This is a genomic window from Shouchella clausii, from assembly GCF_002250115.1.
GTDB classification, from domain to species: Bacteria; Bacillota; Bacilli; order Bacillales; family Bacillaceae_D; genus Shouchella; species Shouchella clausii.
This window is the reverse complement of the sequence record NZ_CP019985.1, coordinates 2697856-2717889: the sequence shown is the minus strand read 5'-3', so window position 1 is coordinate 2717889 and position 20034 is coordinate 2697856. Positions and strand designations below refer to the sequence as shown.

At 45.9% G+C, this 20034-nt stretch carries 19 protein-coding genes and 1 riboswitch; of the genes, 1 reads left to right on the top strand and 18 read right to left on the bottom strand.

What is annotated here, in order from left to right:
* Positions 1-16: 16 nt before the first annotated feature.
* From sufC to BC8716_RS12925, 14 genes are all read right to left on the bottom strand, one after another.
* Positions 17-808 carry a Fe-S cluster assembly ATPase SufC gene (gene sufC, locus BC8716_RS12985; protein WP_011247820.1) on the bottom strand — a complete coding sequence of 264 codons (792 nt, stop codon included), beginning with the start codon at positions 806-808 and terminating at the stop codon, positions 17-19.
* A gap of 198 nt (positions 809-1006) precedes the next feature.
* Complete coding sequence (locus tag BC8716_RS22500) at positions 1007-1171, bottom strand: YuzK family famiily protein (RefSeq protein ID WP_011247821.1); 165 nt, start codon at positions 1169-1171, stop codon at positions 1007-1009.
* Positions 1172-1348: 177 nt separating this feature from the next.
* Positions 1349-1714, bottom strand: coding sequence for a carboxymuconolactone decarboxylase family protein (locus tag BC8716_RS12980; protein ID WP_094426303.1), 366 nt, complete (start codon positions 1712-1714; stop codon positions 1349-1351).
* A 64-nt stretch (positions 1715-1778) separates the two neighbouring features.
* A complete protein-coding gene (locus tag BC8716_RS12975) occupies positions 1779-2702 on the bottom strand; it encodes an ABC transporter substrate-binding protein (RefSeq protein ID WP_094426301.1) in 924 nt (307 codons plus the stop codon).
* Complete coding sequence (locus BC8716_RS12970; RefSeq protein ID WP_094426298.1) at positions 2703-3248, bottom strand: cobalamin adenosyltransferase family protein; 546 nt, start codon at positions 3246-3248, stop codon at positions 2703-2705.
* Between the two features lie 69 nt (positions 3249-3317).
* The gene (locus tag BC8716_RS12965) at positions 3318-4175 is read right to left on the bottom strand and encodes a MetQ/NlpA family ABC transporter substrate-binding protein (RefSeq protein WP_094426296.1); all 858 of its coding nucleotides are present in this window, start codon (positions 4173-4175) and stop codon (positions 3318-3320) included.
* Positions 4176-4195: 20 nt separating this feature from the next.
* On the bottom strand, positions 4196-4864 hold the full coding sequence (locus tag BC8716_RS12960) for a methionine ABC transporter permease (protein ID WP_094426293.1): 669 nt from the start codon (positions 4862-4864) through the stop codon (positions 4196-4198).
* Positions 4854-5882 carry a methionine ABC transporter ATP-binding protein gene (locus tag BC8716_RS12955; protein WP_094426291.1) on the bottom strand — a complete coding sequence of 343 codons (1029 nt, stop codon included), beginning with the start codon at positions 5880-5882 and terminating at the stop codon, positions 4854-4856. Before BC8716_RS12955 ends, BC8716_RS12960 begins: the two co-directional genes overlap by 11 nt.
* 63 nt (positions 5883-5945) lie before the next feature.
* A riboswitch (SAM riboswitch) is annotated at positions 5946-6051 on the bottom strand.
* A 438-nt stretch (positions 6052-6489) separates the two neighbouring features.
* Positions 6490-6876 (bottom strand): glycine cleavage system protein GcvH, encoded by a 387-nt coding sequence (gene gcvH / locus BC8716_RS12950; RefSeq protein ID WP_011247828.1) that lies wholly within the window; start codon positions 6874-6876, stop codon positions 6490-6492.
* Positions 6877-6959: 83 nt separating this feature from the next.
* Complete coding sequence (locus tag BC8716_RS12945) at positions 6960-7322, bottom strand: arsenate reductase family protein (RefSeq protein ID WP_094426288.1); 363 nt, start codon at positions 7320-7322, stop codon at positions 6960-6962.
* A 183-nt stretch (positions 7323-7505) separates the two neighbouring features.
* Positions 7506-9290 (bottom strand): acyl-CoA dehydrogenase FadE, encoded by a 1785-nt coding sequence (locus tag BC8716_RS12940; RefSeq protein ID WP_094426286.1) that lies wholly within the window; start codon positions 9288-9290, stop codon positions 7506-7508.
* Between the two features lie 23 nt (positions 9291-9313).
* Positions 9314-10492, bottom strand: a complete 1179-nt coding sequence (locus tag BC8716_RS12935) for an acetyl-CoA C-acetyltransferase (protein ID WP_094426284.1) — start codon at positions 10490-10492, stop codon at positions 9314-9316.
* An 18-nt stretch (positions 10493-10510) separates the two neighbouring features.
* Positions 10511-12874 (bottom strand): 3-hydroxyacyl-CoA dehydrogenase/enoyl-CoA hydratase family protein, encoded by a 2364-nt coding sequence (locus BC8716_RS12930; RefSeq protein ID WP_094426282.1) that lies wholly within the window; start codon positions 12872-12874, stop codon positions 10511-10513.
* Between the two features lie 218 nt (positions 12875-13092).
* Entirely contained in the window at positions 13093-14343 is a 1251-nt protein-coding gene (locus tag BC8716_RS12925; RefSeq protein WP_094426280.1) for an MFS transporter, read from the bottom strand.
* A gap of 112 nt (positions 14344-14455) precedes the next feature.
* Between BC8716_RS12925 and BC8716_RS12920 the strand changes: the two genes are divergently transcribed.
* Complete coding sequence (locus BC8716_RS12920) at positions 14456-16213, top strand: SgrR family transcriptional regulator (protein WP_094426278.1); 1758 nt, start codon at positions 14456-14458, stop codon at positions 16211-16213.
* Between the two features lie 15 nt (positions 16214-16228).
* Here the strand turns inward: BC8716_RS12920 and BC8716_RS12915 are convergent, their stop codons facing one another.
* From BC8716_RS12915 to BC8716_RS12900, 4 genes are all read right to left on the bottom strand, one after another.
* On the bottom strand, positions 16229-16894 hold the full coding sequence (locus tag BC8716_RS12915; protein ID WP_094426276.1) for a glycosyltransferase family protein: 666 nt from the start codon (positions 16892-16894) through the stop codon (positions 16229-16231).
* 433 nt (positions 16895-17327) lie between these two features.
* Positions 17328-17480 carry a hypothetical protein gene (locus tag BC8716_RS22495; protein ID WP_169715947.1) on the bottom strand — a complete coding sequence of 51 codons (153 nt, stop codon included), beginning with the start codon at positions 17478-17480 and terminating at the stop codon, positions 17328-17330.
* Between the two features lie 446 nt (positions 17481-17926).
* A complete protein-coding gene (locus BC8716_RS12905) occupies positions 17927-18541 on the bottom strand; it encodes an esterase/lipase family protein (protein ID WP_094426271.1) in 615 nt (204 codons plus the stop codon).
* 203 nt (positions 18542-18744) lie between these two features.
* A complete protein-coding gene (locus tag BC8716_RS12900; protein ID WP_094426269.1) occupies positions 18745-20025 on the bottom strand; it encodes an aspartate aminotransferase family protein in 1281 nt (426 codons plus the stop codon).
* Between the last annotated feature and the right edge of the window lie 9 nt (positions 20026-20034).

The window sequence follows — 20034 nt, the reverse complement described above, 5'->3', positions numbered from 1 at the left end:
TCCGACTGGTTCTCACTTACGCTTCTTGGTTGGCATCAACGCGTTCGTCTTCAATGCCCAATTCTTCTTTAATCCAGTCATATCCTTCTGCTTCAAGACGCTCAGCAAGTTCAGAGCCGCCGGATTTAACGATGCGGCCTTGCATCATTACATGGACTTTATCTGGTGTGATGTAGTCAAGAAGGCGTTGGTAGTGGGTAATGATCAAGCAGCCAAACTCTTCGCCGCGCATTTGGTTGACACCTTGGGCAACAACTTTTAGCGCATCGATGTCAAGCCCTGAGTCGATTTCGTCAAGAATGGCGATTTTCGGTTCAAGCATTAGCAATTGGAGAATTTCATTGCGCTTTTTCTCCCCGCCTGAAAAGCCTTCATTCAAATAACGCTGCGCAAAGGATTGGTCCATGTCGAGAACGTCCATTTTTTCGTCCATTTTGCGAATAAATTTCATTAAAGACAGCTCATTGCCTTCTTCACGGTTCGCATTAATGGCAGAGCGCAAAAAGTCGGCGTTTGTAATGCCGCTAATCTCGCTTGGGTATTGCATCGCAAGGAACATGCCTGCACGAGCACGCTCGTCTACTTCCATTTCAAGCACGTCTTCGCCGTCTAGCGTAACAGAACCGCTTGTGATTTCATATTTTGGATGACCCATGATGGCAGAAGCAAGCGTTGATTTCCCTGTTCCGTTTGGTCCCATGATCGCGTGGATTTCTCCGCCGTTGATCTCAAGGTTGAAATCTTTAAGAATTTCCTTATCGTCAATAGAGACATGTAAATTCTCAATCTTAAGGTTTGGTACAGACATGTGTATTCCCTCCATAAATTAAGCAGGTATGCTGTTTCCAGCAAACCTCGCTGACATTTTTTAATGATTATTAATCTATTCTCATTCTAATTTTATACTAAATGGACACACACTTCAAGGAGCCCGTCCCGATAAATTACCCAAAAAAAACAGAGCCTTCACTGTGGGGCAGGAGGCTCTGTTTTTGATCTACGTTGACTAGGAATGGAGTGATTCAACAAGACGGTTGCATGCATAATGCTCTTTTGTCCGCGCCTTCTCCACTTCCAGTCGTTTTTTTAAACTGTTCTCATACTCGGCATAGCTCATTCCATGCCGCTGCTGCAACCCTTTTTCCATCTCAGTCGTGTAGGATAGATCCATCTTATGAATGGTTCTTCATCCCCTCTCTCATTTTGTCATGCCTGTTTTTAAACCACAAACGTTTACCAAAGCTACTATTTAAGCTCCAAGCAAACCGAGCAGCCTATTTGCGGTTCTGTTTTTCTCTACCCTAAACGAGTAACACGCAAACAATGAGAGAATGGTTGTTGCCAATCTTTATTGCAGCCCTTTTGAGAATTCACCAAAGGCTTCCTGTACAAGTGTAGCTCCTTGGCTAAAGGCTGCACCACTGCCAAAGGCGGTCGCAACCGCTATTGTTTCGAGCATTTCTTCTTCAGAAGCACCATGGTCAACGCATCCTTTTGAATGGTAAATGATGCAATATTCATCTTGGGCATAAACGCTCATGCCCAACGCCATTAAATGCTTCTGTTTTTTTGACAAGGCCCCATCTTTAAAGCACTGGTCTGTAAACTCGTTGTATGTCCGGGAAAAAGCGGGCATTTTTTCTTCATAAGTACCAACGCCTTTTTTGTATCGTCCCAGGTGCTGCTCTGTTGTAGTATGACTTTCACGATTCATCGATTCTGCTCCCTTTCCATAAAGTTACTGTTAGTATGCAGTACTTTTTCCAGGAGCATGCAATTTACTCGAATTTCTCTGGGTATGCGATTTGTGCCAAATGCTCGACCGCCTCCCCGATACGAGGACCAGGGCGGTCCATGATGTCCGCTTCAAGCAAATAAATTTCCTCATTTTCGACAGCTGCAATGCCTCCCCAGCCAGCGCGGCCTTTGATCTCGCCGACTGGGTCTTCCGTATAGGTGACCGTTGTTGCAATCAAGTCCGGGTTGCGGTCAATCACTTGCTCTTCGTCTATTTTAAGCCAGCCTTCTTCATCAGCAAACACATTGTTTAAGCCAGCAGCTTCAATGATTTCTTGCTGGAACGTATTGGCTCCTGTTGTATAAATGTCTGGAGATGGGCTGATTTCAAAATACACATCCTTTTCTTCCGCTTCAGCGACTTTGGTCGCCACTTCCTCCATTTGCGCTTGGATGTTTGTTACGATTTCTTCGCCTCTTTCTGTTACGCCCATCACTTCTGCAATTTGTTCAATATCACTGTACACATCTTCAAAGTTTGCGGCTGAGTGAATCACAAACACGGGAATCCCTGCGTCTTCTAAAGGATCAAGCGTATCAGGAGCCCCTATCGTATAGCCAATGACAACATCAGGATTCAATTCAATAATTCGTTCAGCATCAATTGTTTGTGAGTCAGACACTTTTTCGATTTCATTTGCTTCTTCAGGATAAAAATCAAATTCAGTGACACCAATCACGTTTTCTCCTACACCAAGTTCAAACAAAATTTCTGTATTGCTCGGAGCAAGAGAAACAACCGTTTCTGGGATTTTTTCAAATGTAATGTCTTCACCTCTGTCATCCGTTACTGTATACGATTGCCCCTCTGGCTGTTCTTCGTGGGCCTCTGTCTTGTCTTCGTCCGATTGGCAGCCAACCGCACAAATGAGCAATAATGATGATAACAAAAGCTTTTTTTTCATTTAATTAATCTCCTTTTTGCGTGTTTTTACGGGGTATGATTTGCTTACAAATGGGATTTCCTCGATTCCTTGCCGTTTGTTTGCATACACAGCCATGACAAACAGCACATTCGCCAACAGATGGGCGTAATCAAATAGCCTCTCTGGCACTTCTCGTTCCAAGCTGACGCGATGCAAAGCACGCACCGTTTTCTTGGCTTCACTGCGGCACACATGAAGAGCACAGGCAGCTGCCGATCCTTGCGGCAACACAAACTGCTTGATCGACTCCTCCGTCTCTTTAACATAGCGGTCATACAAACTGCTCAATTTGTGTAAATCAGCAGAAGATATCGCCATCTTTCCGCGTACCGATCCGTTTAAATGGTACACCATTTCCACCAGCTTGAGTAAATCACTATGTAATTCCTCTAACGGCACAACTAAGCTAGCCGCTTGTCCAATCCGAACTGCCAGCGCATCAGATTGTATTTCAAAATCGACAGTTGTTTGCGCCTCACGCATATAAGGATAGCAGAGATAGCGCATATCTTTCCCCTTGCCCATTGTTAGACCACTCCTGTCTTTTTACAAGCAAAAATGCCGTTAGCGCGTCGCTAACGGCAGCCTTTTTCCTTACTCGGCAGGGATGACCGCTCCGCCATAGTTTTCTTCAATAAATGTTTTGATTTCTTCAGATTGAAGCACCTCAACAAGTGTTTGAATCGCTTCATTGTTTTCATCTTCGCTGCGAACGACAATCAAATTAACGTATGGATTTTCGGCATCGCCTTCTTCAAGAATGACAGAGTCTTCTGTTGGCGATAGACCAGCATCGATCGCATAGTTGGAATTAATCGCAATCAAGTCCGCTTCATTGTTCGTATATGCTTGCGGCAACAACTCAGCAGCAACACCAGAATTGACAAACGTTAGATTTTTTGGGTTATCCACTATGTCTTGTTCGGTTGCATCAACTGAAACGCCCTCTTTAAGGGTAATTAAACCCGCTTCTTGAAGAAGGGAGTATACACGGCCGTGGTCAGCGACAGAATCGCTCATCATCACCGTTGCTCCGTCAGGAAGGTCGTCGACGCTGTCATATTCTTGTGAATAAAGGCCCATTGGCTCTAAATGGATGGCACCAGCCTCAACGAAATCATAGTCGGAATTTTGCTCAAGTTGTTCTTCCAGATAAGGGCGGTGTTGAAAATAGTTAGCGTCTACGTCGCCATCGTTTAAAGCAATGTTAGGCAAAATGTAGTCTTGGGCAATTTCAATTTCCAGTTCGACACCTTGTTCTTTTAACAACGGTTCCGCCTCTTCCAAAATTTCGGCGTGAGGCACATTGGAGGCGCTAATTTTAATGGTCGTTGGCTCGTCTGCATTGCCTCCGTCTCCATTTGCCCCGCCTTGCTCGTTGCCGCCTTGCCCGCAAGCAACGAGTGCAACTGCTGCTGTTGTGACACCTAGTGTTTTCAAAAATGCTTTCATTTCTCGTCCTCTCCTTTTTATTAGCGTTTATCTAAACGACTTGTGAAAAAGTCGCCAATCCACTGGAACACAAACACAATCGCTAAAATCACGACAGTCGCGACAACCATCACATCTGGATTGGTGCGCTGAAACCCTTGTTGGAACGCAAGTGTGCCAAGGCCCCCTGCGCCAATCGTTCCCGCCATTGCCGTATAACCGATTAAAGCAACTGTCGTTACGGTAATGCCAGAGACAAGCGCTGGCATTGATTCAGGAATAAGCACTTTAAAGATAATGTGCCGGTTCGTAGAGCCCATCGCCTGTGCTGCTTCGACGACGCCTTTATCCACTTCACGCAAAGCAATTTCAACCATGCGGGCATAAAATGGCGCGGCTCCTATAATCAAGGCAGGCAATGCAGCGCTTGGGCCAAAAATCGAACCGACGAGCGCCCGTGTAAATGGAATAAGCAATATGATTAAAATGATAAAGGGAATCGAACGAAAGACATTCACAAAAGCGGCCACAAGCCAATAAAAGAAGCGGTTTTGCCACGGATTGCCTTTGGCGGTCAAATATAAAAATAAACCGAGGAGCAAGCCGATAAAAAAGGTGGCAACCGCTGAGGCGAGCGTCATGTAAACCGTCTCTTGTGTAGCTGCCCACACATCTTCCCACACGACATTCGGAAACCATTTAGCGATCATGCTCAATCACCTCCACGTCTATTTCTTTGCCGCGGATGTATGCAAGCGCTGCTTCAATTTCGCTCGTTGCCCCTAATAGCCGTAAATACAGCTTTCCATAGGAGCCTTGTTGCAATTTTGAAATGTTCCCTTGCAAAATGCTAATGTCGATCGGAAAACGTCGGATTAATTCCGTTACAAGTTGTTCTTCAGCAGGATTGCCAACAAACGTTAAAGAGACAATCGTGCCGTCGCTATTTTCATCAAGAAGATGCCAAAGCGATTGTTCTTCTTCCCCCGTTTGCGCCAACTGCTTAACAAACTCCTTCGTCATCTGCTCTTTCGGCTTGCGGAACACATCAATGACAGGCCCTTGTTCGACAATCTTGCCATTTTCCATCACCGCTACTTGATGGCAAATTTTTTGGATAACATGCATTTCGTGAGTAATGAGCACGATCGTCAAGTTCAGTTTTTCATTAATGTCAAGGAGCAAATCCAAAATGGAATCTGTCGTCTTCGGGTCAAGCGCTGAAGTTGCTTCATCGCATAACAGCACTTTCGGATTGTTGGCAAGCGCCCTAGCAATCCCAACCCGTTGCTTTTGGCCGCCGCTCAGCTGAGACGGATAGCTGTCTCCTCGACCATGAAGCCCAACAAGTTCAATCAATTCCTCGACCCGTTTTTTCCGCTCGGCAGCTGGAACTCCTGCAACTTCCAACGGGAACGAAATGTTTTGTCTAACCGTCCGCGACCAAAGTAAATTAAAATGCTGAAAAATCATGCCAATTTCTTGGCGAGCTGCCCGCAATTTACTTGGCGTAAGCGACGACATCGCCTTGCCATCTATTTCAACGGAACCTTCCGTTGGTTTCTCAAGCAAATTAAGCAACCGAATAAGCGTGCTCTTTCCAGCTCCGCTATAACCAATGATCCCAAAAATTTGCCCAGCTTCAATTTCTAGGTTGACGTTATCGACAGCTTGGACAGCGCCATTTTTCGTTTTAAACGTTTTGCTGATTCCTTTTAGAGAAATCATTGTCAATGTCCCTCCATAAAAAAACCTTTCTGCCGGACAGACAGAAAGGGTGCTGTTGCTTCCCTCTCATCTCCCAAAGCCCATATGCTTTGCAGGATTTAGCACCTTCAAGCGAACTTGCGGTTGCCGGGTTTCATTGGGCCAGTCCCTCCACCTCTCTCGATAAGAATGAATATGGTTATTTTATCACACTCTAATGTAGCCGTATCATAGCATGGCTTTATGGCGGCGTCAATTCTTTCTTTACAAATGGAACTGCCTTGCGTAAATAAAGCAAAACCCTACCGGTATCAGAAAAAAAGACCCGCCCCTGCCAGGCAAGCCTTCGCTATTCGATCCTTCGCGTTCGACCAGCAATCATTTCCATCTCTCCAACTGGTCAACTCATATAGAAAACGTCCATCTTGCTATAAAGCCAACGCCTTAGGAGTGCCGTAGCTTTTCACTACGGCACCTGAAGCGGCCAGCCTTCTCCGTTCGTTTGCGACAACCGTTTCTATACGTGCATCTTCCTACCAAATCTCCTCTAGCTCAAGCGCCTATCTTTAGAGTGCACGCCAGGAAAATTTGTATCCGAGGGAAGATCAGCCAGGAGGAGAGCTAGGCATTAATCTTCGCTAATCATCTCCGCATATTCTCCTGCTGACATTAGCTTGTCCACTTCACTTGCGTCAGCAGGCTCAACGACGATCATCCACGCTTTTTCGTATGGTGACTCATTGACAAGCTCTGGAGAATCATCAAGTTCTTCATTCACTTCAACGACTTTTCCGCTAATTGGCGCATACAATTCAGATACAGTCTTTACAGACTCAACGCTGCCAAATGGCTCGTCGGCTTCAATCTCGTCGCCAACTTCAGGAAGTTCGACGAAGACAATATCGCCTAGTTCAGATTGAGCAAAATCAGTGATGCCGATACGGACTTTGCCATCTTCCGTTTTTACCCACTCATGTTCTTCGGAATACTTTAGCTCTTCAGGTAAATTACTCATGTTAACCCCTCCAATGTGGTCTTTTCGAAGTTTATCATACAGGAAATCGCTCATAAGCGAAAGGAAATCTTCTTGTTACATCTCTAAAAAGTTGACCAAATGTCATGAAATTGATCTTCTTTAAAGCCAAGTGTCACTTTTGTGCCGTCTGTTACAATCGGGCGTTTTATCAGCATACCTGAACTAGCTAGTAGCTGATATTGCTCTTCATCGCTCATCTCGCCGAGTTTGTTCTTTAAATCGAGCTCCCGGTATTTTTTTCCGCTTGTGTTGAAAAACGCTTTTAACGGCAAACCGCTTTTTTGGTGAAGTTCCTTCAGTGTTGTACTTGTCGGCGGTGCCTCGACAATATTGATGGCTTCATAAGAAATACCATGTTCATCAAGCCATTTTAATGCGTTTCGGCAAGTAGAACATTTTGGATATTGATAAACCGTTACACCCATTTCCAGCACCCTTTCTATCCAGTGGACTCGTGTCTATTATTACCGAAAACCATCGCATACACAACTTTTTGGCTCACATGAAAGAAGAAGCCCGTAATTAGGCTTCTTCAGTGAGAGGAGAATGCCCCTTGCGAGAGGAGCATTGTATTTTTATTTGGGGCCAAAAGCCCCAAAATGGCTACCTTAAATCACGTACTGCTTTTCAGCAATGATCGCTTTGGCGATTTCCCGTTTTTTCGCCACCACATTAACAGGCTGATGGCGCGTTAGCTTGCGCAACATCGAAAGCATCGTGCGCAGCGTGTCTCCCTCTTCCATATAAGACAACGCCTTTTTCGCATTTGCTTCGATCCGGTTGATTGCCTCTTGTGTAAACACTTCTGTTAATAGAAGTTTTTGCTGCTCATTCTCTGGTGAAGACGCGTCAAATGCTTTCTGCGTCCGCAAAATCGCTGACTCCATTGAATAGATATCGCTGACAATATCCGCTACCGCAGCAAGGACTTCTTGTTCTTGATCCAGTTGCGCTCCGTATTTTTGCGCACCTGCTCCAGCGACCATTAAAAATACTTTCTTAGCCATTGCCAACAAATGGGTTTCTTGTGCCAACGGTGTATCATCGATTTCTTGAGGCATAAGCAGCATTAATTCTTCTTGCAACGCTTGCGCTTTTTGCAAAAACGGCAAATCGCCTTTTAACGCTTTGCGCATAAGGGTCCCCGGGACAAGCAAACGATTGATTTCATTCGTGCCTTCAAAAATCCGGTTAATCCGAGAATCACGATAAATACGCTCTACTTCGTATTCAGCCATAAAGCCATAACCGCCATGGATTTGCACGGCTTCGTCTGCTACAAAATCCAACGTTTCCGAACCTGCGAATTTGTTCAATGAACATTCAATGGCGTATTCCGCAATTGCACTAGCAACGGCACGGCCGTCGTTTTTTTCTTCCTCGCTTAAGCTGGCAAAGCGGCTTTCAATCAGTCCACCTGTTCGGTAAATGGCGCTTTCTGACGCGTAAATTTCGGTTGCCATGGAAGCGAGTTTTTCTTGAATCAAAGCGAATGACGCGATTGTTGTTTTAAATTGCTTTCGCTCTGTCGCATATGTCGCTGCCAGTTCCAACGCCCGCTTAGCACCGCCAATACAGCCGACTCCAAGTTTATAACGGCCAATATTTAAAATATTAAAGGCAATGACATGGCCACGGCCGATCTCGCCAAGGACATTGTCCACCGGCACTGAAACATCTTCCAATATTAGCGTACGCGTAGATGATCCTTTAATGCCCATTTTCTTTTCTTCTGGCCCAGTGCTGACGCCAGCAAACGTTCGTTCTACGATAAAAGCAGTAAACTTTTCGCCGTCTACCTTAGCGTAAACAATGAACACATCCGCAAAAGCAGAGTTGGTTATCCACTGCTTTTCACCATTCAAAACATAATGTGTACCTGCTTCGTTTAGAACTGCTGTCGTCTTGGCGCTAAGCGCATCTGAACCTGAGCCAGGCTCCGTTAAGGCATAAGCGGCAAATGTCTCGCCACTGGCCAAGCCAGGCAAGTATTTGCTCTTTTGTTCATTCGTGCCGAAAAAAACAATTGGCAATGTGCCGATGCCGACATGGGCACCGTGGCTTAGCCCAAACGCTCCGGCTTTTGAAAATTCCTCCGAAATGAGGGTTGAGCTGATTTTATCAAGCCCAAGCCCGCCATATTCTTCTGGTACATCAGCGCCAAGCAGCCCCAATTCTCCAGCCTTTTTCAACAACCTCGTCGTATGTTGGAATTGATGTTGTTCAATTTCATCGACATAAGGCAAAACTTCTTTTTCCACAAAGTCCTTCGTCGTACGAGCAATCATTTGTTGTTCTTCGGTTAGGTCTTCCAATGTAAAGATGTGGGCAGGCTCCATGTCTTCAAGCAAAAAGCCGCCGCCTTTAAAACGTTTTTCAGTCGTGTTGCTCATCCTCGGTTCGCCTCCCCAATTGTTTAATGTCGTTCAAATACAGCAGCAGCCCCCATGCCGCCACCGATGCACATCGTCACAACCCCAAATCGTTCATCGCGCCGCCTCATTTCATGGATGAGCGACAACGTTAATTTTGTGCCAGTACAGCCAAGTGGATGCCCTAAAGCAATCGCTCCGCCATTGACATTGACTTTGTCGTAATCAAGCCCCAATTCACGTATGACGGCAAGCGCTTGGGAAGCAAAAGCCTCGTTTAACTCAAACAAACCAATCTCTTCAAGCTGTAATCCTGCCAGGCGCACCGCCTTTGGAATTGCCTCAATTGGGCCAACCCCCATCACTTCAGGCGCTACCCCTGCAACAGCAAAGCTTTTAAACGTTACAAGTGGCTCTAATCCCCGAGCTTCCGCTTCTTCTTTGTCCATGAGCAGGACAGCCGCGGCGCCATCGCTCATTTGTGATGAATTGCCAGCTGTGACCGTCCCTTTATGCTGGAATGCTGGCTTAAGTTTGCTAAGTGCAGCGATCGTTGTATCTGCGCGCACGCCTTCATCTATCTCAACAAGTCGTTCCGTTGATTGAAGCGTTCCGTTCGACCCAAAGTGCTGTTCCACGACAGGAACAGGTACGATTTCATCGCTAAAGCGCTGATTCGCAAGTGCAGCCGCTGCTCGTTTATGGCTTTCTACCGCAAACACGTCTTGGTCTTCTCTGCTAATGCCGTACTGGCGCGCCACCTCTTCCGCCGTATAGCCCATTGACATGTAATATTCCGGCGCTTCGTCGATCAACGTTGGGTTCGGTTTGACGACGTGGCCTCCCATTGGAATCATGCTCATCGATTCGGCGCCACCTGCAATGATCGCTTTCGCATGCCCTAGCATAATTCGTTCGGCCCCATAAGCGATCGTTTGCAAGCCGGAAGCGCAGTAGCGGTTAATCGTCACTGCCGGCACCGATTGAGGGATGCCCGCAAGCACGCTTACATTTCGGGCCATGTTCATCCCTTGCTCCGCTTCAGGCATGGCACAGCCGATCAAGCAATCGTCAATTTCTTCCGGTTCGACTTGTTTGGCGCGGCGCAATGTTTCCTTCACGGCAATGGCGCCTAAGTCGTCGGAACGCACATGTTTAAAAGAGCCGCGGTTCGCTTTCCCGACTGGTGTCCTCGCACCTGCCACAATGACTGCTTCTTTCATAGATGCCGCCCTCCTCTATTAATTGCGCAACGGTTTTCCTTTCGTAAGCATATGCTGCATCCGCTGCTGCGTTTTCGGTTCTGCGATCAAACTTAAGAACGCTTCCCTTTCCAAATCAAGCAAATAAGATTCATCAACTAGCGTGCCTTCTGACACCTGTCCTCCAGAAAGGACGAACGCTAGCTTTTTGGCGATTTTTAAATCATGCTCTGATGCATAACCGCCCCATTCCATCATTTTGGCGCCAAGCATCAACGTCGCATAACCTGCTCTTCCTGTCACAGGGATCTTTGTTTTTGCAGGCGGCCGGTAACCATCTGCTAAAGACAGGACACGCTGCTTGGCATCGTTATTAACGAAAAAGTCGTTCATTGTAATGCCGTCCCGTTCTGACAAAAAGCCTTTTTCCCTCGCGCCTGCCGCTGATGTGGATACGTTGGCGGTGGCAATCGTTTCAAACGTCTTTCGCGCCGCCTTTTGCAAATCAGCTAGATTGTCGCTGCCATAACGGGCTATATTGCGCAGGTACAGTTCTTTATTGCCTCCTCCGCCTGGAATGAGGCCCACGCCTGTCTCCACTAAGCCCATATACGTTTCGTGGGCTGCTTGGATGCTTGCAGCTGGCAAGCTGATCTCGGCACCGCCGCCAAGCGTCATTCCAAAAGGAGCGGTTACAACAGGTACATTTGCATACCGGATACGCGCCGTTGCTTTTTGGAACTGCCTGATAACGAGATCAAGCTCAAAAAAGTTGTCGTCTTGCGCTTCCATTAGCATCATCATTAAGTTAGCGCCGACACAGAAATTTTTCCCTTGATTGCCGATTACAAGGCCGCGATAATTTGCTTCTGCCTCGTCAATTGCTTTGTGGATCATTTGGATAACATCAAGGCCGATCGTATTGTTAGGAGAAGTAAACTGCAACAAGGCGACATCGTCGCCGATATCGATTAAACACGCCCCTGTGTTTTTTGTAATCGTCTTGTCTTTTTTCAGCACGTTTAAAGGCAGCTGCTTTTTATGGGTACGAACAGGAAGATAGTCGCCTTCATGGTAGAAAGCGCCATCTTTGTAGAACGACGCATGGCCTTGTTCAAGCATAGCCGTCACCCATGCTGGCACATGTTCGCCTTCAAGTTTCATTTTTTCCACCGTTTCTTTTACACCGAGCGCATCCCAAAGCTCATATGGGCCCATTTCCCAGCCAAAGCCCCAGCGCATCGCTTCATCGACCGCTAACAAATCATGGGCTATTTCTGCTGTTTTCTCGGCTGTATATAGCAATACCGGTTTTAAAATTGACCAGAGCAGCTTGCCTGCGGGATCATCTGCCCATACAACCGCACGTAACTTAGCGGATTTCGATTTCATTAACTTTGCTTGCTCAATCGAAGGCGCTTTCATTTTTTTGCGCGGTTCATACTCAAACGTGTGGGGATTTAGTTCGTAAATTGTCCCGTTTTCTTTCAAGTAGAAACCTTGGCCGCTTTTGGCGCCAATCCACCCACGCTTCGCCATTTCTTTCATGAAAGCCGGGGGATCAAACATTGCTTTTTCAGTACCCTCTGTCTCCTCGTAGACATTTTTGGCCACGTGTAAGAACGTATCCAGTCCAACTACATCAAGTGTCCGGAATGTTGCGCTCTTCGGCCTGCCGATGAGTGGCCCTGTCACAGAATCAATTTCACCAATCGATGCATTGGCTTTAAGCATTTCATGAACCGTGACAAGCAATCCATACGTGCCAATGCGGTTGGCGATAAAATTAGGCGTATCCTTCGCTTCAACGACCCCTTTGCCAAGCGCCGTTTCAGCAAAATTACCGATAAACTCTGTAACCTCGGTTTTCGTTTCTTTCGTTGGGATTACCTCAAGCAATTTTAAATAACGCGGTGGATTAAAAAAGTGCGTGCCGAGAAAATGGGCTTTAAAATCTTGGCTCCTTTCTTTCGACATTGCTTCCACCGATATGCCAGAAGTATTGGATGTTACAATTGCCCCAGTAGCGCGGACTTCGTCAATTTTAGCCAATAGCTGTGTTTTTGCTTCCAAGTTCTCAATAATGGCCTCAATGATCCAGTCAGCTTCTTTTAGTTTGTCAAAGTCATCCTCTAAGTTTCCGGCTTCAATCAAATGAAGTGCTTGTTTTGAAGCCAATGGGGCCGGCTTTTGCTTTTTCAATTTTGCAATCGCCTGTTCCACAAGGTAGTTGCGGCTCCGCTTTTTCGTGAGCGTTGCCACGTTTGTGGCGCTTTTGCCATCATCTTGCGGTGCTAAGTCTAGCAGTAAAACGGAAATCCCAGCATTCGCTAAGTGAGCGGCAATGCTTGCCCCCATTACGCCGGCGCCAATGACTGCTGCTTTGCGGATAGGACGAACCATCGTATTCCTCCTCTCAAATGATCAAACCGAATGAACACTCATTCATTTTTAACGATAAAAAAAGGGCTTCTCAAAGAAGGCTTTCTTTTACTATAGTCAATTATGATAGCGTTTGCAATAAGAAATTTTCGTTTTTTTGGATCGTTTTTCTTTTTTTGACTAAGGAAGGCAGTTGCTGAAGATAGGCTTCGGCAACTGCTTACGACAGATCTTTTTCGTCAAGTTGGCTTGCGTCGCATGTTTAGGCTATAAGCAAACCATAAAACAGACAGCGTACTTAAAAACGCGGCAGCTAACCAATACAAAGGCGCCAATTCATAGGTGTCGACAATGAAAAACGATACAAGGGGCCCAGTCGCTGCTCCTAAATCGACAACGACTGCCTGGATCGTCATTACTTTGACTTTATTCCCTTGCGCCGCCGCCCGGGCTGCAAGTGTATCGGCAGTGGTTACAAAAAAGGTGGACAGAAGTTGAAATACAAGTACGGCACATAACAAAAGCCAAAATGAATTAAGCAGCGCAAATAGCGAAAATAAACAACAAATCCCGAGCATAGGCAAGTAAATCCACGAATACGAAAGCGGCCTGCGGTCTAGCATTTTCCCATAAAAAGGGGCAACGAATGGATCCCAGGCCCAGCGCAAGGCTTGAAGGATTCCTGCAATCGAAGCTGCGCCGATGATGACACCAAATGCTTCCAGCGGTTGGCCACCCATTGCGCGCTCAACAAGCGGGCTGAGCGTAACCGAAAACAGTCCGAACACAACAAACCCCATCGTTAGGCCTGTTGCGAACACAAGCATCGTAAATGGCGAAAGGGTTTTTTCTGCTCTCCTAGCATGAATACGCCGTTTGTTATCATCTTGTTGTTGGCGTTTCGGGATGACAAATGGGGCGATGACGAAGGCAATCGTGCCAATCGTCGCGAAAGCAGTCGTGACTGGAAATACAGATAGCTGTTCGACGAAAATGCCTCCGGCCAACATACCGACCAATCCGCCAATTCCCCATAAACCATTATAAGTGCCCATCAGTTTGCCACGATTGTCTTTGGTGGAAAATTCCACTACAGCAAGCATGCCGCCGATACGCAGCAAAGCCCAAGCGACACCCCAAACGGCCCGTGCCACGACAAGGGTAGCAAAGCTTTGGAAAAAGCCGTACGAAAAAGTCGTGGCCGTTGCCAAAATGAGGGCCAATTGCACGCCAGTCCGCAATTCAAACTTGCTATAAAACCAGCCGACAAGGGGACTAATTGGCAAACGGATGAAGCGATTGACAGATAACAATATGCCAATTTGCCAAAGAGCTGTAAGGCCAAACTCCTGCCAGTAAAGGGGCAACACAATAAACAACATTGCATCGCCAAGCACAGCCGCTGCTGTTAATAGCGCTATCGCCACCACTTTCTTTTGCGGGGATACTTGGAGGCGTTCCCTTTTTTTCTCCTCCTGTTTTGCTTGCAATAAAACCGCCCCTTTTCTTTCATTCCATTATGGCGGTCCCAAAACGGGAAAAAAAGTGTAAACTGTATATAGTTATTTTTCCCCTTTTTATAAAGACAGGAGGCTCGGAACAATGGAACTGTTTGAGCACTACCTTATGTTGGCCAAACAATTAAACTACTCACAAGCGCTACAGCCCCTTTCTGTCCGTACTTTAGCAAACGAGCTTTTATGTACAGAGCGGAACGCAAAATTGCTTGTCCATAAAATGCAAAAGCGTGGCTGGATTGAATGGCGGCCTGGAAAAGGCCGAGGCCATGTTTCCTATATTCGCTTGTTGGCAGACTACGACGCTGTCGTGATTGCTGAAGCAAAAAAACGCGCTTTTGAGCAATCACTTGATGCGGCGATTCAACTTGTTCAAACCTATTCACGCTCACACGCAAACAGCCGCGCTTTTATTGAGTCGATTTTGAATTCAATTGACCAGGAGCGGATAGAGCAAGAGGATCATCTTCGTTTCCCTACTTACCGTGGTGTTAGCGCATTAGACCCAGCTACGATCCACCGCCGGACAGAAAATCATTTGATGAGCCATTTATTCAACCAACTCGTAAAGTACGATCCTAAAAACGACTGTTATATTCCTGATTTGGCTCACTATTGGGAAACGGACACTACAAACACAAAGTGGACTTTTTATTTGCGGAAAAACATTTTCTTTCATAATGGGCAGCCATGTACCGCCGAGGAAGTTGGCGCCAGTTTTTTACGCCATACGGATAAATCGCCCTATTATTGGGGAATCCAACATTTGCATCGCCTATCTGCACTTGATCCTTACACAGTGGAGTTTTGTTTTTCTAAGCCTACTCCCCATTTTCTGGCGTTTGCTGCTTCATTAGGCGGGGCCATTGTCTATAAAGACGAAACGACATCTTTTCCAATCGGTACGGGGCCTTTTTCCTTGTCGGACCATTCAAGTAAGCGCCTTCGCCTTCAAGCATTTCCGCGCTACTTTAGTACGAGGCCGCACCTTGATGCAGTGACCATGTATATCTTTCCAGCCCTTTATGACAACGAACCAGAAACAGCATTCTTAGCCGCAAACCAATTAAATTTTTATCATTACCCTTACGTCGAAAAGGGAGATCATGATTTCCAGCAGCAGGAATCAATGGACATAGGCTGCAAACTCCTTTCGTTAAACAAAAAGCACGGCCTTTGTGCCAATGACACTCGCTTGCGCGAAGCGCTGTTTCATTTTTTAGATCCACATTCAATGATTCAAGACATTGGCGGCACCCGCAGTATTCCAGCTGATCGGCTTTTCGCCCAAGGGCACAGCGTCCTAACGACTCGTAACAGGCAAAAAGGGCAGTCATGCTTGTTAAAAAGCAACTACCATGGAGAAGAGCTGCAGCTATATAGCTACACTGGAGCGGGCAATGAGAGGGACGCTGGTTGGATAAAACAAACGCTCGAAGCAGAAGGCATTTCAGTGCGGCTCCACCTCCTTCCTTATCACGAGCTTCAACAATTAGAACTAGAACAAAAAGCAGACCTTTTGCTCGGCGAGCAGCTTGGCTACGATGACAAAGTGTATAGCTATTTTTCAGCGTTTTTTGATCGCCACCGGTTTCTTTATTCCCACTTGGGTACAGACGATTTGGAAAAAGCCGAGCGTTTATGGCATCAGGAATTAAAAACAAAAACATTGCTGGCTAGCTTACAATCAATCGAAACATCGCTTTGCCAAGCACATTATCTCCTCCCCCTCTACCGGTTAAAGCAATTTGCGTTGTATCCAGAATACGTTAAAAACGTGGCTTTAAATGCTTATGGCTGGGTCGATTATACAACGATTTGGCTGAAACGCGGCAAATCTTAGGTTTACAACACGCCTTTAGTCGTCGTCACGGGAGTGGCGCCATTTTTGCAACAAGGAGGCATAGCGCGTCGAGGCGGACTCGTCAAACTGAAGGGCGGACTCGTGTAAAACCCACGGGTGCGGTTGATGGGGAACACCGACTTTGAATCCAGCTTGCTGGAATTTTAGAGATTGGACGGTGTCATATACATGCCAGCCATCAACCACTTCTGGCCAAGGCAAATCGTATTGGGTAGCCATCAAGGCACCATCAATCGCTTCGACTTGTTGGTATGCATACTCTGCTTCTAAAAACGATAAATAACTATACGTATGACGATGTTCTAACATTTTACCGGCTTTCGTAGGACTGTCCCACCAAATACCTGAAGCAGGCAAGTCCTTTGCGCCAATGACGCCGAACATGCCTAAGTCAGGATGTTGTTCAAATAAAAACAACAAATCATGCAAGAACATGCGGTTTATGATCATCGTATTTTGGCGCATATACACTTTGTAACGCGCATCGCTTTTTTCCATTGCTTCATTGTAGCCACTTGCCATGCTTTTTGCATGACGGATCGCCACTTTTTCTACCGTTACCCCTTTTGGCGGATAAAGCATATCAATATGGCTCGCAGCCCGGGCATACTGATCTTCATCATTGACGCAGCTAATAAAGCACACTTTTTGTCGATCCATGTGCCGACCCCTCCTGCTTGCTGATTGAATAGTATATTCTACGGAAAACAGGAAGGTGAAAATGGACGAAATGCTTTTCTTTAAACATAAAAACAATATAAATAACGTAATAGGATGACCCCTAATGCGTCCTCTTGGTCATACTGCTGCTCAAACGTAGGTTGGTCTTTTAACCACGTCTCAGCTGCTTGGAAGACGATTTCTTTTCCATCTACGTTTGTTGGTGTTACTTTTCGCTGGTAAGATAATTCTTTTAGAATTCCTCCTCGCGGGGACAATGCTTTCCTTTTAAGATTACCTTTTTTAGTTATAATCATATTTAGACAAATTCCGTTATCCCATCCCAACATAAAAAGCCTCGGAATATTGACAAAATAATATTTCCGAGGCTAAAATGACTAACTTTGATCTCATGATCGATGTTACAACTTACCTACTTGTTCGATTTTTCCACTGCTTCTACATAGTCCTTATAAGCATAGTACGCCGCAATGAACGATCCAATTAAAAACAATGCCGATCCTCCAAGTGTGAATAACCGCCCTATAAAAATTCCTTGCGTGTCTAAAACCTGTCCATTTTCCACAAAATTTCACTCCGTTTGTTGTTAAGTGAACGTTGTTGTGACATACTATGCAAACTATACAATCCCGTGACTGTAACGATGGTTCTCCAATCCTACTAAAAGCCGCGTGAATGCCCGATCCAATTTCTCTTGGCCTTCATCAGGTTTGGGAAAAAGTCAAAGGCAAGTACGTACTGTCCGTGACGACCTGGAGATTGTATCCTATCCTGCTTTGAACCGGCCATTTTTCATATAGTCGTCTTTCATTCGTATGATGAAGGTAGCGTCAGGATCTGTCTTGGAATAGCTGTTGCGTTCGCAAAAGATCTAACGGTTTTATGGTGAATTTCATTTTATCAGAAGGTACCTTTTTTCATTTCTTATACCCCAAAAAGAACGGACACGCGAAATCAACGTCAGGTGCCGTTCTTTTTCTAGTTTACTAAACCTATGTTCTAGTTTCGTTTCTATTCCTTCTCTAATGCCTCGACAATCAGATCTTGAACCCTATTATTTGTCAAAAGAAGCAGATGCGTTACGCCTGGAACGTGGATGTTATTTGCCCCGTCAATGCGCGACAAACTGTTGGCTACAATCAAATCGGAACTGCTATAAATCGATGTAAAATCGACTCCGTCTGGCACGGAACTTGCTCCCAAGCGGTTGGCTCCTCCTAGCGTAATAACTTTGTCTACATGTTCAACGCCTCCAAGTTGGGTGAGATACCGTAATGTATTTGCTCCCCCCATGCTGTGGGCTATAATATTTACTTCATCGACATCATAATTGGTTAGCACTTCATTAATAAAGTCTCTCAATTGCCGGGAGTTTCTGTAATTGTTTCCGGAGCGGTCGGCGAAATCTATTGCATGTAAGTCAGAACGATCGTAGCCAATGCTCCTTAGCTTTCTTTCGATGCTATAGAAATTGTAACCGGCTCCTCCAATCCCATGTACAAGCACAATTGGTTTATCAAAATCGATACTTGATGTTTGTTGTGCACGGACTTCAGAAGAATAAGCACCTCCCCATGTAAGCAAACATACTAAAACCGTTAAAAATGACAAGCGAATTAATCTCATAATAATCCTCCTCATAGTGAATTGGAACCGCTAACAAAATAACACGATTATTATGTTAACCGCTATAGGAATATGGATTTTCCCAACAAGATAACAAACAAAAAAAGCAGCAGCTGCTGCTTTCATTTAATGTCGTAGAGGTGAACGCCATTTACACGCTACACGTTGTTGTAAAACGTCCAAGGCCGTCGTACTTGCACCTACTAGCCTAGCCGCGTGAATGCCCGATCCAATTTCTCTAGGCCTTCATCGATTTCAGCTTTCGTAACAGTTAATGGTGGGATCATCCGCAACACTTCTCCGGCATTGCCGCAAAAATAAAAGAGAACGCCTTCTTCTAATGCAAGGTCCAAAATCTTTGCAGCAGTGTCGCCGTCTTTTTCGCCCGTTTCTGGGTCGATAATTTCAATGCCAAACATCATGCCTATGCCGCGGACAGCACCAATTTGTGGCCATTTTTGTTGCATCGCGTTCAAACGTTGTTTTGCATAAGCGCCTACTTGTTTGGCATTTTCAAGCAATCGTTCCTCTTTTATTACTGCAATTGTGGCCCGTGCCGCCGCACACGCAATCGGATTGCCGCCAAAAGTCGTGGCATGGCTTCCTAGAGGCCACTTTTGCATGAGCTTATGATTGGCCACAGTGGCACTGAGTGGCAACCCAGAAGCAATGCCCTTTGCAATCGCCATAATGTCAGGTACGACACCAAAAGTTTGTGCTGCAAACCATTCGCCTGTCCGGCCAAATCCTGTTTGCACTTCGTCAAAAATGAGCAGCATTCCGTACGCGTCGCAAATAGAGCGAATTCGTTTTAACCAAGAGGCAGGCGGGACAATATACCCCCCTTCCCCAAGAACAGGTTCAATAATGACGGCTGCTACTTCGTCTGGTGATACTTGGTGGGCAAATAAGGAGGCAAATGACTCATCAAGCTTGGCAATGGCTTGTTCTTCCGTATCGCCAGGCGTGTAATATGGAATTTGATAAGCCATCCCTTGTGCGGGCTGGTGCTTGCGGTACTTCGCTTTAGACGTGCTCACGCTAAGCGACCCGAGCGTCCGTCCGTGGAAACAGCCATTAAAAGAAATGACGTACGGGCGTTTTGTCACATGGCGGGCCAGTTTAAGCGCCCCTTCTACAGCCTCTGTTCCGCTATTGCCAAAAAAGAAGCAATCTAAATCACCTGGCATGATTTCAGCCAGCTCATTGGCAAGCTGTAAAATTGATTCATACTGGATGACGCCAATTGGCCCATGCGTAAAACGTCCAGCTTCTTCTTGGATCGCCGCGACAATTTTTGGATGGCGGTGTCCGACATTGGTTACAGCAATGCCTGATGTAAAATCTAAATAGGTTTTTCCGTCGACACCGTAATAATAACAGCCTTCTTCTTTTTCTACAGGCAAGTTCGGATGGTCTTTCGCCATGCTTGGGGCAAGGCGGTACGGAATAGTTTGTGCTAAATCATTCCATTCTTGTGACATGAAGGGCAC

What these genes read in the sequence shown, in the direction of transcription:
- BC8716_RS12940 (WP_094426286.1), bottom strand. Translation starts at nt 9,290, where the DNA reads ATGAGCAACACGACTGAAAAACGTTTTAAAGGCGGCGGCTTTTTGCTT.
- BC8716_RS12945 (WP_094426288.1), bottom strand. Translation starts at nt 7,322, where the DNA reads ATGGGTGTAACGGTTTATCAATATCCAAAATGTTCTACTTGCCGAAAC.
- BC8716_RS12920 (WP_094426278.1), top strand. Translation starts at nt 14,456, where the DNA reads ATGGAACTGTTTGAGCACTACCTTATGTTGGCCAAACAATTAAACTAC.
- sufC (WP_011247820.1), bottom strand. Translation starts at nt 808, where the DNA reads ATGTCTGTACCAAACCTTAAGATTGAGAATTTACATGTCTCTATTGAC.
- BC8716_RS12935 (WP_094426284.1), bottom strand. Translation starts at nt 10,492, where the DNA reads ATGAAAGAAGCAGTCATTGTGGCAGGTGCGAGGACACCAGTCGGGAAA.
- BC8716_RS12965 (WP_094426296.1), bottom strand. Translation starts at nt 4,175, where the DNA reads ATGAAAGCATTTTTGAAAACACTAGGTGTCACAACAGCAGCAGTTGCA.
- BC8716_RS12905 (WP_094426271.1), bottom strand. Translation starts at nt 18,541, where the DNA reads ATGAGATTAATTCGCTTGTCATTTTTAACGGTTTTAGTATGTTTGCTT.
- BC8716_RS12970 (WP_094426298.1), bottom strand. Translation starts at nt 3,248, where the DNA reads ATGGGCAAGGGGAAAGATATGCGCTATCTCTGCTATCCTTATATGCGT.
- BC8716_RS12915 (WP_094426276.1), bottom strand. Translation starts at nt 16,894, where the DNA reads ATGGATCGACAAAAAGTGTGCTTTATTAGCTGCGTCAATGATGAAGAT.
- BC8716_RS12975 (WP_094426301.1), bottom strand. Translation starts at nt 2,702, where the DNA reads ATGAAAAAAAAGCTTTTGTTATCATCATTATTGCTCATTTGTGCGGTT.
- BC8716_RS22500 (WP_011247821.1), bottom strand. Translation starts at nt 1,171, where the DNA reads ATGGATCTATCCTACACGACTGAGATGGAAAAAGGGTTGCAGCAGCGG.
- BC8716_RS12960 (WP_094426293.1), bottom strand. Translation starts at nt 4,864, where the DNA reads ATGATCGCTAAATGGTTTCCGAATGTCGTGTGGGAAGATGTGTGGGCA.
- BC8716_RS12955 (WP_094426291.1), bottom strand. Translation starts at nt 5,882, where the DNA reads ATGATTTCTCTAAAAGGAATCAGCAAAACGTTTAAAACGAAAAATGGC.
- gcvH (WP_011247828.1), bottom strand. Translation starts at nt 6,876, where the DNA reads ATGAGTAATTTACCTGAAGAGCTAAAGTATTCCGAAGAACATGAGTGG.
- BC8716_RS12930 (WP_094426282.1), bottom strand. Translation starts at nt 12,874, where the DNA reads ATGGTTCGTCCTATCCGCAAAGCAGCAGTCATTGGCGCCGGCGTAATG.
- BC8716_RS12980 (WP_094426303.1), bottom strand. Translation starts at nt 1,714, where the DNA reads ATGAATCGTGAAAGTCATACTACAACAGAGCAGCACCTGGGACGATAC.
- BC8716_RS12900 (WP_094426269.1), bottom strand. Translation starts at nt 20,025, where the DNA reads ATGTCACAAGAATGGAATGATTTAGCACAAACTATTCCGTACCGCCTT.